The sequence below is a fragment of the Acinetobacter sp. 2JN-4 genome, from assembly GCF_003687745.1.
Classification (GTDB): Bacteria; Pseudomonadota; Gammaproteobacteria; order Pseudomonadales; family Moraxellaceae; genus Acinetobacter; species Acinetobacter halotolerans.
The window spans coordinates 60,151-76,940 of record NZ_RDNY01000002.1 but is presented as its reverse complement, the minus strand read 5'-3'; the positions used below and the strand labels follow the sequence as shown (position 1 = coordinate 76,940).

The window sequence follows — 16,790 nt, the reverse complement described above, 5'->3', positions numbered from 1 at the left end:
AACAATAATGACGTAGTTTAAGCGGTTTTGTCAGCGTTCGTCCAACCTTGATGACGCAATAATGCATCTATTTTGGGTTCTCTTTTTCGGAAATTGCGAAACGCATCAAGTGCAGTCTCTTTTCCGCCAACTGCTAGAATAAACTTCCGAAACTCCTTTCCAGTCTCAGTATTAAAAATGCCTTCATTTTCGAATCGATCAAAGGCATCACTGGCTAAAACTTCTGCCCATTTGTACGAGTAATAACCCGCAGCATAGCCGCCTGCGAAGATGTGACTGAAGCTATGCTGAAAACGGTTATAAGAAACAGCAGGAACTACCGCAAATTTATCTCGAATATCATCCAAGGTTGCTTGAATCTGCTGGCTGTTTAATGCAGGCGCTTGACGGTGAATGGTCAGATCGAACAATGCAAATTCAATCTGACGTAGCGTTTGCATGCCTGATTGGAAGAAACGTGCGTTCAACAATGCAGCTAACAATTCTTGCGGTAAAGTTTGCTTAGTTTCAGTATGCTCACTGAGAACATCTAAGCTTTCATTATCCCACGCCCAGAATTCCATAAACTGACTTGGTAATTCAACCGCATCCCAAGCCACGCCGTGTGTGCCTGCAACTGAGATATTATCCACTTCAGTAAGCATGTGATGTAAGCCATGACCAAACTCATGGAATAAGGTAATCACTTCATCATGGGTGAGTAGCGCAGGTTGATCACCAATCGGTGGAGTAAAATTACACACCATATAACAGACTGGTTTTTGTAATCCTGTTGCGGTTTGCACGCGCGAGCGGAAACCACTCATCCAAGCACCACCACGTTTACCGTTGCGGGCATATAAGTCAAAGTAGAAACCACCAATCACTTGACCTTGATCTTCAATTTCAAAATAACGCACATCATTTTGCCAAACAGGTGCTTGGCGTTCGATGATTTGGATGTCATACAGGCGTTGCACAATCTGGAATAAACCATCCACAACTTTTGGAGCTGGGAAATAAGGTTTAAGTGCTTCTTGAGAGAGATTGAATTGTTGTTGTTTTAACTTCTCAGAGTAATAAGTCGCATCCCAAGGTTTTAATTCTTCGATCCCATCTTGTTGTGCAATAGCCTTGAGTTCTGCAATTTCAGCCAATGCAGGCACACGTGCATGTTCAGCCAAATCGACTAAGAATTTATCGACTGTCTCAACATCAGGTGCCATTTTGCTGGCAAGTGAATATTCTGCAAAATTATTAAAACCAAGTAATTGTGCCATTTCCTGACGTAAGCTGAGGATTTCTTCCATGACAGGCGTGTTGTCAAACTCGACTTTATCAGACTGCTTAGATGCACGTGTCACATAGGCTTTATACAATTCCTCTCTTAATGATCGATCATCGGCATAAGTCATAATCGCAAAATAAGCAGGGAAGTCGAGTGTCGCAACGGCCTGATCAAGCTCACGTTGTTGTCCATATTGTTTCAGTAATTCAATACTACTTTGTGGCAGACCTGTGAGTTGTGCTTCATTTAAAGGTTTAAAGTAAGCTTGGGTTGCATCAAGGACATGATTGGAAAAGTCTGATGAAAGCTGAGATAGACGTGCTGAGATGTCGGCATAGCGTTTTTTTGCTTCGCCTTCGAGTGCCACACCTGAAAGTTTAAAGTCTCGTAGTGCCAGTTTAATGGCACTTTGTTGTGCTTCACTGAGGGTTCGGAACGCAATGCTGTCATGAATCTGTTGATAGGTTTGATACAGCGCCGTATGTTGCCCAAGTTGTGTGTAGTATTCGCTCAAGCTCGGTAATAGTGATTGATATACTTCACGGGTTTCAGGGTTATTCATGACGGCATTGAGATGCGACAAAATGCCCCATGCTTCACTCATGTTATTTTCTAGCTGATCAACTTCGGACAGCGTTGCAAGCTGGGCTTCAGTGTTTTGAGGAACTTCATTGAGTTGGTTTAAGAAGTTTTGACCGTTTTGAATGGTCTGTTCAATTTGTTGTTTTAATTCGGCAAGTTGAATTTGATCAAATTGAGGAACGGGAAGCGTTGCTTGCTGTAGTGTCATTCTATTTTTGCCATATCATCTTTAAACATAGTTATAGATGTAGGGGTGATGACATCAGAAATCAAGTTGAAGGTATGATTTATTAGGTTAACTTCTGGTTTTGGCTGAGAAAGGAAAGGAGGTTCAATCGCCAAACAAATTCACGTCTGGTGATCTCTTGCTATTTTATGATGCGATATTTTATATGTGTTACCAAATCTGTGCCACTTTGCTCCAGTATTTCAAAATCTATTGGCGGTACATCCTCGAACAAGCGTTTGCCTTGACCTACCACGACCGGAACGATATGTAGCCACAATTCATCAATCAAACCTGCTTGTAAATACTGATTAACGGTATTGGCACCACCTGCAATTGCAATGTCTTTTTCACCAGCCACTGCTTTTGCTTTTTCCAGAGCACTTTGTATTCCATCAGTCACAAAATGAAAGGTCGTACCACCTTGCAAAGCTAGATCCTCCCGAGCAGTGTGGGTTAGAACAAATACAGGAGCATGGTATGGGGGTTCTTCGCCCCACCAACCTTCCCATGTATTATATTCTGCCCCACTTGGGCCGAACATATTACGTCCCATAATAAAAGCGCCAGCAGAGGTTAAACTGGCAATTTCATTCTTATGTTGAGCAGCTTGTTCAAACAACCATTTACACAAACTTTGATGAATATTAGGTAACTCACCGAAAGGCTTATCTTCACTCATATTCAGGCCAGCAACGAAACCATCAACGGATATACATATACCGCATATTACTTTTCCCATACTGGCCTTCCTATTCATGATTTAAGCGTCTTGCTTTACCTTCGCATTGGACTTTTTCTTTTTCGGTTTTGCTTTCTTCTTCACCTTTTCTTTACTTTCAGGCTTAGAAGCGCTCTTTTTGTTTGGTTTCTTTGCGTAAGGACTAGCTTTGTCCTTATTCTTCTTTTTAGCAACGGGCTTTTCACCATCTTCACTGAGTTGAGCGATGATAGGTGCTTTGCTAAATACTTCTTCAGTGGTTAGGGTTTTGTTTGAAGCAGTACGTGGTGCTTTTTGACGAATCACACGACCCAAATGGGTCAATTGCTGAATCAGTTGGAAGTCGATTTTACGTTCTTCCAAGTTCACGCCAGCGACTTTGATTTTGACTTCATCACCTAAACTAAAGGCTTGCCCACGGTTTTGACCGACCAGACTTTGGCTGGCTTGATCATAGAGGAAATAATCCTCACCGAGTTGGCTGACATGGATCATACCGTCCACATACAAGTCTTTAAGGGTGACAAATAAACCAAACTCAGTCACAGCACTAATCAGGCCAACAAACTCATCACCTAAATGCTGCTGCATATAATGGCATTTCAACCATGTGGTCACACTACGCGAAGCTTCATCTGCGCGACGTTCGGTTTGAGAGAAATGCTCACCTGCATCATCCAAGGCCGCACCAGAAAGCGTGTGAGGCTTTTGTTGCAAATGCGTTTTAATGGCACGATGAAGTAATAAATCGGGGTAACGACGAATTGGTGAGGTGAAATGCGTATACGCTTCATATGCCAAACCGTAGTGACCAGAGTTTTTTGCGCCATAGTACGCTTGCATCATTGAGCGCAATAACACCGCATGAATACTTGGTGCATCCAAACGATCCTTGGTCGCTTCGATCACGCGTTGATAATCTGCTTGGGTCGGTTGTTCTGGGAATGGTAGACCGAGTAATTTCACAAAATCACGTACTTTTTGAATACGTGAAAATTCAGGTGCTTCATGCACACGATAGAGCATCGGAATATCATGTTCTAAAGCGTATTCTGCCGCCGCGACATTGGCGAGCAACATACATTCTTCAATCAGTTTATGAGCAACGTTGCGCGTACGCGGCAAGATTTCTTTGATGCCACCCAACTCATCAAAGGTCATATAGGTTTCAATGGTTTCAAATTCCATTGCATGACGTTCAGCACGTAAGCCTTTTAGGGTTTGATAAAGCTGGAACAGAGTGTTGAGTGATTTATGGATGCTTTTATCTTGTGGAATCGCATCTGTTGTACCATCAAAATATTCACTGACTTGGGTATAAGTCAAACGTGCTTTGGAGTGCATTACCGCAGGATAAAATTCGTAACCCGTTACTTTTCCTGCACGAGACAGTTTTAAATCACAGACCATACATAGACGGTCAAGGTGCGGATTTAAAGAACACAAGCCATTCGACAATGCTTCAGGCAACATAGGCAAAACAAAGTGTGGGAAATAAACTGATGTCCCACGGTCTTCTGCTTCTTCATTTAAAGCTGAATCTAAACGGACATAATGACTGACATCGGCAATGGCCACCACCACACGATAACCCCCACCAGGACGTTTCTCTGCATAAACGGCATCGTCAAAGTCACGCGCATCTTCACCATCAATGGTGACGAGTGGCAGATCCCGTAAATCGACACGTCCTTTATGGTCTTGTGCAGACGGTTCTTTGAAACTTTCAGCTTCTTTGATGACCGCATCTGGAAACTCGTAAGGTAATCCAAACTCTAAAATCGTTTGCGGAATAATAATTTCGGTATCGGCTTTGTCTGCCATGGATTGAATCACATGACCTGTGGCTAGCTCTTCACGCGTTGGATAGTCATCAATTGCAACACGCAACATATCACCAACTTTTGCATTGGCATGTTCAATCAGTTCTTTTTCTAAGGTGATTGGTTGGTGCTGATTGGGATTACTGGGTTGAATAAAATATTCACCATCATGTTCAATGACTTTACCAATAATCTGTTTAACGCGGTGTTGAACCACTTCGCTAATAAAGCCCCAAGCTTTGCCTTTACGGTCGACTGAGGTCTGACGAACTTTGACGCGATCGCCATTAAAGACCAGTCGCAATTCACGCTCAGCTAATAGGATGTCGTTTTGTCCTGCGATATTGGCAGTACCTAAACCTTTGCTATTGATATATACCGTCGCCTCATGGCTCGGAAGGTCTGTTGCTGGCTGAAATTTATAGCCATCCTTCATTAACTGGCCATCACGCACCATCGCACTTAAACGATGGTTTAATGCATCAATACTTTTTTGATCTTGAAGATTAAAGCACTCGACGAGTTCTGCATGAGATTGAGCAGTTTGTAATTGTTCTAATGTGGTTAAAATAAGAGTTCGGCTCGGAATCGGGTTATCATAACGTTCGGCTTCTGCTTTTGCTTCGGGATCGCCCCAGTTTTTAATCATATCGTTTCATTTCACATCTGGCAGATCGCTTTAGCATAAGTCATTCAAACTTCGACTGCACGTCAAAGATTGCAAGTTTCTGTTTACGCCACGGATCTGTATAAAAGAGAAGCCTATATTAACAAGCGTTGAGGCAAAAAATGCTGAAAAAATACCAAAATCGTTTAAAAAATATTTGATTGATATAAAAAAACAGAAAAAAACAGGATCTTCCCTTGTGTAAAGGAGTTTTAGTTTGTATTATTGCGCTCGTGTTACGGTGAGATGGGTGAGTGGCTGAAACCACATCCCTGCTAAGGATGCGTACGGGTAACTGTACCGAGGGTTCGAATCCCTCTCTCACCGCCATTTTTTACTTAATGCGCTCATAGCTCAGCTGGATAGAGCACTTGGCTACGAACTAAGGGGTCGGGAGTTCGAATCTCTCTGAGCGCACCAAGTAAATATTGCACAAGTAACACATGCCACATTGGCACATAAGTAATGCGCTCATAGCTCAGCTGGATAGAGCACTTGGCTACGAACTAAGGGGTCGGGAGTTCGAATCTCTCTGAGCGCACCAACTTAATGAAATAAACCGCTTAATTGCGGTTTTTTTGTGCCTGAATTTTTAGGTGATATAAATCATCAAGCTTTTATAAATGATTGAAATGTAATACAGACCGAGTAAAGCAATCAGTGTAATTCTTGATTTTTTTGAAAATAATTTTAATAAAGTGGAAATCACTAAAGTAATTAACAAACAAGCCCAACCCCCAATAAAAGTGATTATCCATAGCTTCCAATTATTCTTTTGTATCGCGATGGAGGTATTTGGTGCTATTTTATTGTAATTTAGATGAATCAATTTTCCTTTTAGATCCATATAGTCGATGGCTTTAAGTTGATATTCGGGCTGGTTATTTCTCATAGGTATCGTTTGATAATAATAGATGGTTTGGATAGCTTGAGTTGGCTGTTTAAGCTCCTGTTGGCATAACCTTATAAGTTTGACATCACATTGCATCACCAAGGGTTCTTTTTGACCAGTAGGAAGTATCAGCGATGCACCTACTCTTTCACGACGGATGTGAGGCTCGCTGGATGAATTGATGTGTTTCTTTGAGATTTTCCATGTGTGATTTCTAGCTAGATCTGCTTGATGTAAAGCAGCTTGATGAAATGAGCTAAAAACCAATAAAATGATGAAAGAAAAAATAAAACAGAGGAAAGTCGATTTAAAGTGGTCTTGAATACAATCTTCTTCTGTATTGTTCTCGAAAATTGTTTTTTGCATTTCTTTCCTTTCGTCTGAGTGTATATTTTAATTGCGAGTAAAGTTGAACTCTATAATTATTTATAGATATCAAGAAAACTACTTATTATGATGCTTTTATTGATTTTTTATAGAAATAAATGAAATCTTTAGGTGGGTTTTATTTCCCTATTTTCTTTTCAAAGAAACGATATAAATAGCCTACAGTTCCCAATACGCCAACCATACGCACCACATGAAAAGCGGTCACTATGGGTACGCCTAATTGTAATACATTTGCAGTGATGGTCATTTCAGCGACACCACCGGGTGCGAGACCTAAGCCAAGTGTCGGTAGGGGAATATCGGTCCATTGCATTAGGACGTATGCAACTAAGCCTGTGAGTACCAATGCGCCAAGATTACAGAGCGCGACAATACTCAAAAAATGTGGAGCGGTTTTAAAAAATCCAGCTTTGAATTTATTGCCAAGTGACCAGCCAAGTAAAACTTGTCCTAAGTGCACAATTGGATCTGGTATGGCTGAGAGATGGATATTTTGTGCGGTAAAAAAAATGGCAATCAGTAATGCGCCAAACGTCCAAGGGTTAGGGAGTTGATAGTACAGAAATATACGGCTGGCGAGATAAGATAAGATTGCTAAAAGGATAAAACCGAGCCAATCAATTTCCATATTACGGTCAATGGTATTGCCATCAAAGCCATGCCATCCCATGAACTGATAGAAGAACGGCACAATCACCACCACCATCAGTACGCGTAACGTATGCGCAGACGCGACTTTATCGACTTGAGCTTGATAATGTTCTGCTAAATGCGACATTTCATTCGCTCCGCCAATCGCAGAAGCAAACCAAGCTGTTTTAAAATCGACTTTGCCCCAGCGTTGTAAGATGACAGCGCCAATACCACCTAACAGTAAAGCGAATAGCAAACCAATCAATAATGCCAACCCATTGATCGCAATCAAACGTAGCATTTCTGGGGTGAAATACAAACCTAAGGTCAGACCGATAATGGATAAACCGATGCTGCGTGCAGCGCTATGGCACTCAATGGGAGCATGATTTATTTTGAGTAATGCGGTAACAAATAATGGTCCTAGAAGCCATGGAATAGGCAAGTGTAACCATAGTGCGAGATGTGCACCTAAAAATGCAAGACTTAGACTCAAAGCATACTTTAGATACAGCATAAATAGGGTCACATATCAAAGGTAAGTGACCGATAGGCATTTAATCCCTATCGGTCAGCATGATTTAGATCGCGCGATGGCGATTACGTAACCAGCGAATCAACGGTAATACAATCATAATACCTGCCAACATCCATAACACTTTGGTGATGTAACCATCAAACAGAATAGATAATTCACCTTGAGAAATGGAAAGTGCACGGCGTAAGCTGGACTCCATGAGTTCTCCGAGTACGAACCCTAGAATGAGTGCCGATAAAGGGAAGTTGAGTTTGCGTAAAATATAACCAAAGATACCCAGAATCACCATGAACACAAGGTCAAAGACAGTGCTATGGATGGCATAAACCCCCACAAAGCTGACTGCGGCGATGGCTGGAAGTAAAATAAAGTTTGGAACACTCAATAGCTTGGCAAAGAAGCGAACCAATGAGATGTTCATAATGAGTAATAAAACACTGACCACAAATAATGAGGCAATCAGTCCCCAAACAATCGTTGGTTGTTCGGTGAATAACTGTGGACCGGGCGTAATGTTATAAAGCGTTAAAGCACCTAACATCACTGCTGTTGTGCCTGAACCGGGTACACCTAGGGTGAGCATCGGAATAAATGAACCACATGCTGAAGCGTTATTGGCAGCTTCTGGTGCTGCAATACCACGCAAATCACCTTCACCAAATTTGCCATCTTTTCCTGCGAGTTTGCGTTCGCTGGTATAAGACATTGCACTGGCGATGGTTGCACCTGCACCAGGTAAAATACCAACAATAAAGCCAAGCAAAGAACTGCGAATCGTTGTGCCTAAGGTGAACATAAACTCTTTGAGGTTGAATAAGCTGCGCTTTCCTTGACCCAAGGCTTTTTGCCCAACCGTTGTTTTTTCCAGCATGATTAGAATTTCGCTGATACTGAAAAAACCAATTACAATCGTTGTAAATTGCACGCCGTCGCTTAAATTAACCGAACCAAAAGTAAAGCGATACACGCCAGTGACAGCATCCACACCCACGGTCGCAAACAATAAACCGATTAAGGCTGCAATCGCTGTTTTAATCGGCTGGTCGCCCACTAAGCCACTTAAACACGTCAGTGCGAATACCATTAAGACAAAATATTCAGCAGGTCCGAAGACGATTGCCCATTTTGCTAAAAGCGGTGCAAATAAGACGATTCCGATAATTGCGATTAAGCTACCGATAAATGAACTCATTGCTGAGAGTGACAATGCAATCCCTGCTTTACCTTGTTTGGCGAGTGGATATCCATCCATCGTTGACATAATGGCGGCAGCATCACCGGGCACATTGATCAGAATGGCAGAAATACGTCCTCCATATTCACAGCCGAGATACACTGCTGCTAATAGGATCAGCGCACTTTCGGGTGGGAGGCCCAATGCGTAAGCAAACGGGAGGAGTAATGCGACACCATTGATCGGACCGAGTCCGGGCAATAGACCAACGATCGTTCCAATAAATGCACCGATCAGCGCAATCATTAGGTTTTGAGGTGTCAATGCGACCTGAAAGCCGTACATTAAATATTCATAAACTTCCATTTATTCTTCCTTGATTAACTAAAAAATCCCAATGGCAGTGGTACATCTAATACGTAGTCAAATAACCCATATAAAAGACAACCAAAGACAATGCCTGAGATTAGTGATGCTTTGATGCTTCCACCAAAAAGAGTGCCGACAAGGAAAAACATGATGGCGGTCGCAATAGGAAACCCTAAAAATTCAAAAGTTACCGCGTAAATCAGCATAAATAGCATCAATAAGCCGATTCTTTTTAGAATTGAAGGTGTGTAGCCTAAATCAATGAATTCAGCTAATTTTTGAGGTCTAAATGTCAGATAAAGACAACTTATAATCAACAGTAACAATAGCAGGACAGGATAGGGGCGCGGTCCTAAGGGGTCATATGCGAAAGGGGCCACATAACCCCAAGCTAAATAAAGAAGACCTAAACTGACGAGTCCTAAAGTCCCTGAAAAAATCCTTTCTGCGGACATAAATAATTCCTTTTCTGCATAAAAATTCAGGCGCATTTCAATACTGAATTTCCGCTTAAACGAAATATGAGGATTGAAATGCTCTAATTGTTTTAAAGGCTATTTTGTAACGAGATCGAACTCTTTTGATAAATCTCTGAGTTGATTCGTTTGCTGCATGACAAATTTATCTAACTCTTCTCCAGTCATAGAAAGAGGGAGTAAATCGAATTGTTCGCGAGATTTTTCAAACTTCGGATCACGCATCATTTTTTCAAATGATGTTTTCCACCATTGATAGGCTTCGTCACTAACTTTTGGGCCAACATAGTAGCCACGAACTACAGGCCATTGGATGTCATAACCTTGTTCTTTTGCTGTTGGAATATCCGCCAAAGCATTTGGTAGGCGCTCAGGTGCAAATACAGCAAGTGCGCGTAACTTTCCAGATTTAACATGAGGAATAACTTCGGCGACACCTGCGCTAACCACTTGGATGTGGTTGCCTAAAACAGATGTGACGGCTTCACCACCACCTTCTAACGCAATATAGGTCATTTCTTTTGGATTCACGCCAGCGGCTTTGGCGAGCATCGCCGTTTGCATCCAATCTTGACCACCGACACTACCACCTGCGCCGAAGCTCACGGATTTTGGGTTTTTCTTGAGGGCAGCAATTAAATCGTTTAGGTTTTTATAAGGAGATTCTGCATTGACGGCAACGACACCGTAGTCTGTGCCTACGATCGCTAACCAACGGACATCTTTTTCAGTGTATTGACCAAATTTTCCTTGTGAGAGGTTCAGAAGAGAACCTGTAGAAAAAGCCACAATAGCATTGTCATTGGCAGGGTCATTGGCAACAATTTTATTGTATGCAACGGCACCAACCCCACCTGGCATATAAGTTACACGCATTGGTGACTTTAATAATTCGGTTTCTTTAAAGGCATTTTGTGCCAATTTACAGGTCAGGTCAAAACCACCTCCTGGTTTTGCTGGTGCAATACATTCTGGGCGTTTAGGTTCGCCCACTTCGCCTTGTTTTTTGTTGCATGCCGTTAGACCTAATCCTAAGGTCAGTAAAGTACCAGTTAATAGAATGCCTTTTAACATTTTAAGTGTTTCTCCATAAACGGTTATATTTATATGCAAACTTTGGGTGTGCATATTTTTATATAGGCTTCGTTGCCTAGATTTTTAAAAGACGGGGGAGAGGTATTTTTAACCTTGCAGTACTCTCTACCACTTTTGCATAGCTTTAATTTGAATGGTGGAATCCGTTGTTTATCATAAAAAATAAACAGAAAAAGAATATCATTATCTTATCTATGGTTATGATTCATTTTTAAAATACATGTAAAGTGGTTATTTATTTTAGAAATACCATGTGCTGCTAAATTATTATAGAGAGAAATAAGTTGATGATTTTCTTTTTAAATATAAGGGTGAATGTCTTTTGAAAAATCGGTGGGAATGATTGATATTTGAGCGGTGCGGGATATGGATTTGTGATAATCGGTTGAGAATTATGAATAAGCGAAGATTAAATCCTGCTTTATTATTAAATTTTTGTATTTGATTTATTGAAAATTATTGGTGATTTTAAATAATGAATAGATATTAAAAAGCCAAAATTAATAAATCTTGGCTTTTTTCTTAAGCGGTGATGTGTGCTATCAGAATTTAAATTCTAAACCAGTACCGACTAGAGGTTGCTTGTCTTTCGCATCTCCTTGTTTGAAAGTTGCATAGGCTGTATAGCCATAGGCTTTCACTTGCTTGTTAAATGAATAATCTACGCCTGCCATAATTTGCTTAGCATCATAGTCTGCATCATCATTTTTAAAGCTGGTGGAGTTTTGACTGTATTGTACCTTTACATTCCATTTTTCATAGTTGGGAATTCGATATTCAGCACCAATCAACCATCCGATAGAATCATCAATATTATCTGCGCCGACAGTATTTCCTTTGGCTTCCTCAACTTCAGATTTTTGGATTAATCCCTTTAATCTTAGATTTTCTACAGGTTTAATTACACCTGTTAAGCGCATGGTTTTTGCTGCTGCAAACACGCCATCAATCGCAGTTTCGGTATCGCTGGCATTTAAGAAACCATGGCCGAGGAAGTTGCTTGGAATACCTTTATCATAAGCTGCACCTGCTAAGAATAAAGGGTGGTTAAATACGATAGAGGTAGACCATGCATCCCCTAAGCCCCCACCATCAACGGTTACACCGCCTTGATTGTTTTTGATACCTTGTTTCTCGCCTGTGGCTAATAACGCATTAAATCCTAAAGACGACTGTTCACTCATTGCAAATTGAGGAGATTCATAGACGATGGAATTATTGATGCGGTTTTCACCAGGCATGATACTTCTAATATCCGCAGTATTGCGGACATAGTTATTGAAGCTATCAACAGTACTGGATAATTTTTTTAATGGTGAATTGTTTTTACCCGCTTTAATAGTTCCGAATTTTTCATCTTTTAAGCCAACATAGCGATCACGTTGCGACCAATCGGTTCCATCCCCATCCGCATTAAATGCCCATTCGATTAGGTAAACAGCGCTGAGGCGTTCGGTTAATTTTTCTTCGCCCTTAAGTCCAAGGAATGAGCTGTTGCTGTTTACTTTCCATACATCTTGATCAGATTTTGTTGCATTGTTTTCTGGTAGGTAATCCAAACTGGCATCAATCTCACCATAAAATTTTGGGGCGGCGAATGTTGAACTCGTTGCAATGCTTAATATACTGGCAATTAAAAAATTAATTTTCATTCATGTCATCCTAACAATTTAAAATTATGAATAAGCAACCGTCATCTCATTTAAATAAATGAAATTTAAAATAGACCATGCCGTTAAAATTAAAAAATATATTTCTTGAAAATCAAAAGATATAAATCAATGTGGCATAAGCCTTGAGCTGTGTTTTCATAATTAAATGCTTAAACTTTAAGTGAAAGCATCTAAGCAATCCTTCGCTAATAGATTTAATGCACGAGGCATGGCCTGTGAACTTATTCAGTATGGATTTTATGGTATTTAAAGTAGAGGCGGCATTTAATTTTTTTATAAATGTGGTTGGAGTATTTAATTTTATGATAGAGACTTGGTGTGTGTATTTATTTTGATTTTCTATTATCGTGTTTTTAAATATAAATATATTAGACTTTGGTCTAACTTCGCTGTAATTTTTTATATTAAATGCATCGATTTTTTTATTAAAGGCAGTGATGTTTAATTTTCGTGTTTTCTAAGTTTGTAAAAACTCTCAATCTACAAAATTATTGTTAATTCATCTCGTTCATTACCTTTTCTAGTGATAAAAAACCGCTGAAATATCAGCGGTTTTTTATAGGGGAAGCAAGACTTAGAAAAGGTTGTTACTTTCAAAAAGCTGTTCAGTTAGGTTTAAGCTTGGGGTATTAAAGCTCTCAGTAAAGTTTGAATTAAAGACAGTTACCGAGACACTTTGAGACGATGAAGAGGTTGCACCAACTACAGAGTCTAAAATGTTCTCTACAACACTATTGCTATCGCCATTGATAGAAATAAAGCCACCTACATTACCGCTTATACTGCCACTTATGATCTCAGTAATTGAATCAAGAGGGCTACCATTACCGCCTCCGATACCATCAATCATGCCACCGCCAAGTAAATCCTCACCAATGACGTGTTGGATAATATCTGCAGCAGTTGAACCATTGTTGATCAGTGTACCGATGACACCTGTTGCATTATCGAACGCGCCACCGAAATCAGCACCTGCCAAATCTGAAATGGCTTCAAGTGTACCGTTGACAGTATCACGAGAAGTTTCGAAGGTAAGCGTGCCGAGCTCCGCAAGATCAGCGACAGGATGTTCAGCTTGAGGGAATGCCCCGATAATTGCATCAGCAACAGTATTGATGCCTGTGTTGATGATTTCAGTTTTGAGGCTTTCAACACCTTGAAGGATATCAATACCTGTTTGGATGACACCTGTTACAGGATTGTTGCCTAGATCGCCACCAGCAATGCCACCAATAATACCCGTTAAGATATCGAGAGGGCTGCCGCCGTCACCACCAGTAATACCGCCGATGATACCTGTGATTGCACCTAAAGGACCACCGTCACCACCAGTAATACCGCCGATAATGCCTGTGATTGGACCTAATGGACCACCATCACCGCCACCTGTAATACCACCGATAATGCCTGTGATTGCACCTAAAGGACCGCCGTCACCACCAATACCACCTGTGATGCCATCAAGAATGCCACCGCCAAGTAAATCCTCACCAATGACGTGTTGGATGATATCAGCAGCAGTTGAACCATTATTGATCAGTGTACCGATAACGCCAGTAGCATTATCCAGTGCACCACCAAAATCAGCGCCTGCTAAATCAGAGATAGCTTCAAGTGTACCGTTGACGGTATCGCGAGAAGTTTCAAAAGTGAGTGTGCCAAGATTTGCGAGGTCACCGACAGGATGTTCAGCTTGAGGGAACGCCCCAATAATTGTGCCAGCGACAGTGTCGATACCTGTATTGATGATTTCAGTTTTGAGGCTTTCAACGCCTTGAAGCACATCGATACCTGTTTGGATAACACCCGTTACAGGATTGTTGCCAAGATCACCACCCGTAATACCACCGATAATGCCTGTGATCGGACCTAGTGGACCACCATCACCGCCACCCGTAATACCACCGATAATGCCTGTGATTGGGCCAAGAGGACCGCCATCACCGCCACCAGTAATACCACCGATAATGCCTGTGATTGGACCTAGTGGACCGCCGTCACCACCTGTAATACCACCGATAATACCTGTGATTGGACCTAATGGACCGCCGTCACCACCAATACCACCTGTGATGCCATCAAGAATGCCACCGCCAAGCAGATCGTCTCCGATGACATGTTGGATGATATCTGCAGCAGTTGAACCATTATTGATCAGTGTACCGATAACGCCAGTAGCATTATCCAGTGCACCACCAAAATCAGCACCTGCTAAATCAGAGATAGCTTCAAGTGTACCGTTGACGGTATCGCGAGAAGTTTCAAAAGTGAGTGTGCCAAGATTTGCGAGGTCACCGACAGGATGTTCAGCTTGAGGGAACGCCCCAATAATTGTGCCAGCGACAGTGTCGATACCTGTATTGATGATTTCAGTTTTGAGGCTTTCAACGCCTTGAAGCACATCGATACCTGTTTGGATAACACCCGTTACAGGATTGTTGCCAAGATCACCACCTGTAATACCGCCGATAATGCCTGTGATTGGACCAAGAGGACCGCCATCGCCACCAGTAATACCACCGATAATACCTGTGATTGGACCAAGAGGACCGCCATCACCGCCACCCGTAATACCACCGATAATGCCTGTGATCGGACCTAGTGGACCACCATCACCGCCACCCGTAATACCACCGATAATGCCTGTGATTGGGCCAAGAGGACCGCCATCACCGCCACCAGTAATACCACCGATAATGCCTGTGATTGGACCTAGTGGACCGCCGTCACCACCTGTAATACCACCGATAATACCTGTGATTGCACCTAAAGGACCGCCGTCACCACCAATACCACCTGTGATGCCATCAAGAATGCCACCGCCAAGCAGATCGTCTCCGATGACATGTTGGATGATATCTGCAGCAGTTGAACCATTATTGATCAGTGTACCGATAACGCCAGTAGCATTATCCAGTGCACCACCAAAATCAGCACCTGCTAAATCAGAGATAGCTTCAAGTGTACCGTTGACGGTATCGCGAGAAGTTTCAAAAGTGAGTGTGCCAAGATTTGCGAGGTCACCGACAGGATGTTCAGCTTGAGGGAACGCCCCAATAATTGTGCCAGCGACAGTGTCGATACCTGTATTGATGATTTCAGTTTTGAGGCTTTCAACGCCTTGAAGCACATCGATACCTGTTTGGATAACACCCGTTACTGGGTTGTTGCCAAGATCACCACCAGTAATACCGCCGATAATGCCTGTGATCGGACCTAAAGGACCACCATCACCACCCGTAATACCACCGATAATGCCTGTGATCGGACCTAGTGGACCACCATCACCGCCACCCGTAATACCACCGATAATGCCTGTGATTGGACCAAGAGGACCGCCATCACCGCCACCCGTAACACCACCGATAATTCCAGTGATTGGACCAAGAGGACCACCGTCACCACCAGTAATACCACCGATAATGCCTGTGATTGAGCCAAGAGGACCACCATCACCGCCACCAGTAATACCGTCGATAACACCAGTAATTGAACCTAGTGGACCGCCATCTGTGTTGCTAGTTAAGCTGCTAATTGTGTTTGTTACAGTATTTGTAGATAGAATATTTGTAATTGTGGAAAGAGAAAGAGGGGCTAGGATTGAATGACTAGCCGACGATGTACTACTCTCTGTTAAATTTGAAGTAATACTTTTAATGGGTGATAAAAGACTTTTGAAAAGCATAACGATACCTATATTTTTGAAGTTGTGTTGTTTTGATTCAATTATTTATTAATGGTTACGGTTATTCTGTGATTTATGTCTCATTAATCAAATTTAGTGTTATATTTTTCAATTAATTTGTCAATGTATATTAATGATCAAATTTAATTGTTAAATGAGAGTTTAAAGTTAAGTAGGTAATTGTTTTTATTTGATATATTTTGTTTTTTTAGTGGCGAAAAGTCTTATGGTGAAGATGTGCTAATAATTTTCCATTATGAAGTTTAGTTTATTAAATCAGTTGGTTAATAGGGAGTAGGTTGAATTGTCCAGATGCTTATTGAGGAATAAGCAGAAAGTTTATGAAATTTGTTGTTGGTTTGAAAGTAAATGTTTCATAGACTCTGGGTCTATAAAAAAACAATATATATCATAATCTTAATTTATTATATAAAAATGTAGACGATGTGAACCCTATTTTATCTTTAATGAAAACTTATCAATTCGAATAAAGTTTTATGATTGAGTTAATTAAGGATTTTTTATCTTGTTTCACGACGATGTACTAAAAAAAACCGCTGAAATATCAGCAGTTTTTTT

Annotated in this window: 10 protein-coding genes and 3 tRNA genes; 3 read left to right on the top strand and 10 right to left on the bottom strand. The window is 41.3% G+C overall.

Annotation, left to right across the window (positions count from 1 at the left end):
- Positions 1–17: 17 nt before the first annotated feature.
- The 3 genes from EAH57_RS03205 to rnr form a co-directional block, all read right to left on the bottom strand.
- Positions 18–2,057 carry a M3 family metallopeptidase gene (locus EAH57_RS03205; RefSeq protein WP_121928823.1) on the bottom strand — a complete coding sequence of 680 codons (2,040 nt, stop codon included), beginning with the start codon at positions 2,055–2,057 and terminating at the stop codon, positions 18–20.
- Positions 2,058–2,217: 160 nt separating this feature from the next.
- Complete coding sequence (locus tag EAH57_RS03200; protein ID WP_121928822.1) at positions 2,218–2,817, bottom strand: dihydrofolate reductase family protein; 600 nt, start codon at positions 2,815–2,817, stop codon at positions 2,218–2,220.
- Between the two features lie 21 nt (positions 2,818–2,838).
- The gene (rnr, locus tag EAH57_RS03195) at positions 2,839–5,268 is read right to left on the bottom strand and encodes a ribonuclease R (RefSeq protein WP_121928821.1); all 2,430 of its coding nucleotides are present in this window, start codon (positions 5,266–5,268) and stop codon (positions 2,839–2,841) included.
- Positions 5,269–5,526: 258 nt separating this feature from the next.
- Between rnr and EAH57_RS03190 the strand changes: the two genes are divergently transcribed.
- From EAH57_RS03190 to EAH57_RS03180, 3 genes are all read left to right on the top strand, one after another.
- Positions 5,527–5,616, top strand: a tRNA-Ser gene (locus EAH57_RS03190).
- A 13-nt stretch (positions 5,617–5,629) separates the two neighbouring features.
- Positions 5,630–5,706, top strand: a tRNA-Arg gene (locus tag EAH57_RS03185).
- A gap of 47 nt (positions 5,707–5,753) precedes the next feature.
- Positions 5,754–5,830 (top strand) — tRNA-Arg (locus tag EAH57_RS03180).
- Positions 5,831–5,878: 48 nt separating this feature from the next.
- Here EAH57_RS03180 and EAH57_RS03175 read toward each other — a convergent pair.
- The 7 genes from EAH57_RS03175 to EAH57_RS15930 all read right to left on the bottom strand — a co-directional run bounded on the left by EAH57_RS03175 (position 5,879) and on the right by EAH57_RS15930 (position 16,211).
- The gene (locus EAH57_RS03175; RefSeq protein ID WP_121928820.1) at positions 5,879–6,544 is read right to left on the bottom strand and encodes a hypothetical protein; all 666 of its coding nucleotides are present in this window, start codon (positions 6,542–6,544) and stop codon (positions 5,879–5,881) included.
- Positions 6,545–6,683: 139 nt separating this feature from the next.
- Positions 6,684–7,718: an AbrB family transcriptional regulator gene (locus EAH57_RS03170; protein WP_121928819.1), complete on the bottom strand. Its 1,035-nt coding sequence runs from the start codon at positions 7,716–7,718 to the stop codon at positions 6,684–6,686.
- Positions 7,719–7,782: 64 nt separating this feature from the next.
- The gene (locus tag EAH57_RS03165; protein ID WP_121928818.1) at positions 7,783–9,279 is read right to left on the bottom strand and encodes a tripartite tricarboxylate transporter permease; all 1,497 of its coding nucleotides are present in this window, start codon (positions 9,277–9,279) and stop codon (positions 7,783–7,785) included.
- A gap of 14 nt (positions 9,280–9,293) precedes the next feature.
- A complete protein-coding gene (locus EAH57_RS03160; RefSeq protein WP_121928817.1) occupies positions 9,294–9,737 on the bottom strand; it encodes a tripartite tricarboxylate transporter TctB family protein in 444 nt (147 codons plus the stop codon).
- Positions 9,738–9,836: 99 nt separating this feature from the next.
- On the bottom strand, positions 9,837–10,832 hold the full coding sequence (locus tag EAH57_RS03155) for a tripartite tricarboxylate transporter substrate binding protein (protein WP_121928816.1): 996 nt from the start codon (positions 10,830–10,832) through the stop codon (positions 9,837–9,839).
- A 563-nt stretch (positions 10,833–11,395) separates the two neighbouring features.
- Positions 11,396–12,505, bottom strand: coding sequence for a porin (locus tag EAH57_RS03150; protein WP_121928815.1), 1,110 nt, complete (start codon positions 12,503–12,505; stop codon positions 11,396–11,398).
- 595 nt (positions 12,506–13,100) lie between these two features.
- The gene (locus EAH57_RS15930) at positions 13,101–16,211 is read right to left on the bottom strand and encodes a hypothetical protein (RefSeq protein ID WP_228200033.1); all 3,111 of its coding nucleotides are present in this window, start codon (positions 16,209–16,211) and stop codon (positions 13,101–13,103) included.
- Between the last annotated feature and the right edge of the window lie 579 nt (positions 16,212–16,790).

Bases quoted from the DNA above. Each gene is read 5' to 3' on its own strand.
- EAH57_RS15930 (WP_228200033.1), bottom strand. From the start codon at position 16,211: ATGCTTTTCAAAAGTCTTTTATCACCCATTAAAAGTATTACTTCAAAT.
- EAH57_RS03170 (WP_121928819.1), bottom strand. From the start codon at position 7,718: ATGCTGTATCTAAAGTATGCTTTGAGTCTAAGTCTTGCATTTTTAGGT.
- EAH57_RS03160 (WP_121928817.1), bottom strand. From the start codon at position 9,737: ATGTCCGCAGAAAGGATTTTTTCAGGGACTTTAGGACTCGTCAGTTTA.
- EAH57_RS03175 (WP_121928820.1), bottom strand. From the start codon at position 6,544: ATGCAAAAAACAATTTTCGAGAACAATACAGAAGAAGATTGTATTCAA.
- EAH57_RS03155 (WP_121928816.1), bottom strand. From the start codon at position 10,832: ATGTTAAAAGGCATTCTATTAACTGGTACTTTACTGACCTTAGGATTA.
- EAH57_RS03165 (WP_121928818.1), bottom strand. From the start codon at position 9,279: ATGGAAGTTTATGAATATTTAATGTACGGCTTTCAGGTCGCATTGACA.
- EAH57_RS03150 (WP_121928815.1), bottom strand. From the start codon at position 12,505: ATGAAAATTAATTTTTTAATTGCCAGTATATTAAGCATTGCAACGAGT.
- EAH57_RS03205 (WP_121928823.1), bottom strand. From the start codon at position 2,057: ATGACACTACAGCAAGCAACGCTTCCCGTTCCTCAATTTGATCAAATT.
- rnr (WP_121928821.1), bottom strand. From the start codon at position 5,268: ATGATTAAAAACTGGGGCGATCCCGAAGCAAAAGCAGAAGCCGAACGT.
- EAH57_RS03200 (WP_121928822.1), bottom strand. From the start codon at position 2,817: ATGGGAAAAGTAATATGCGGTATATGTATATCCGTTGATGGTTTCGTT.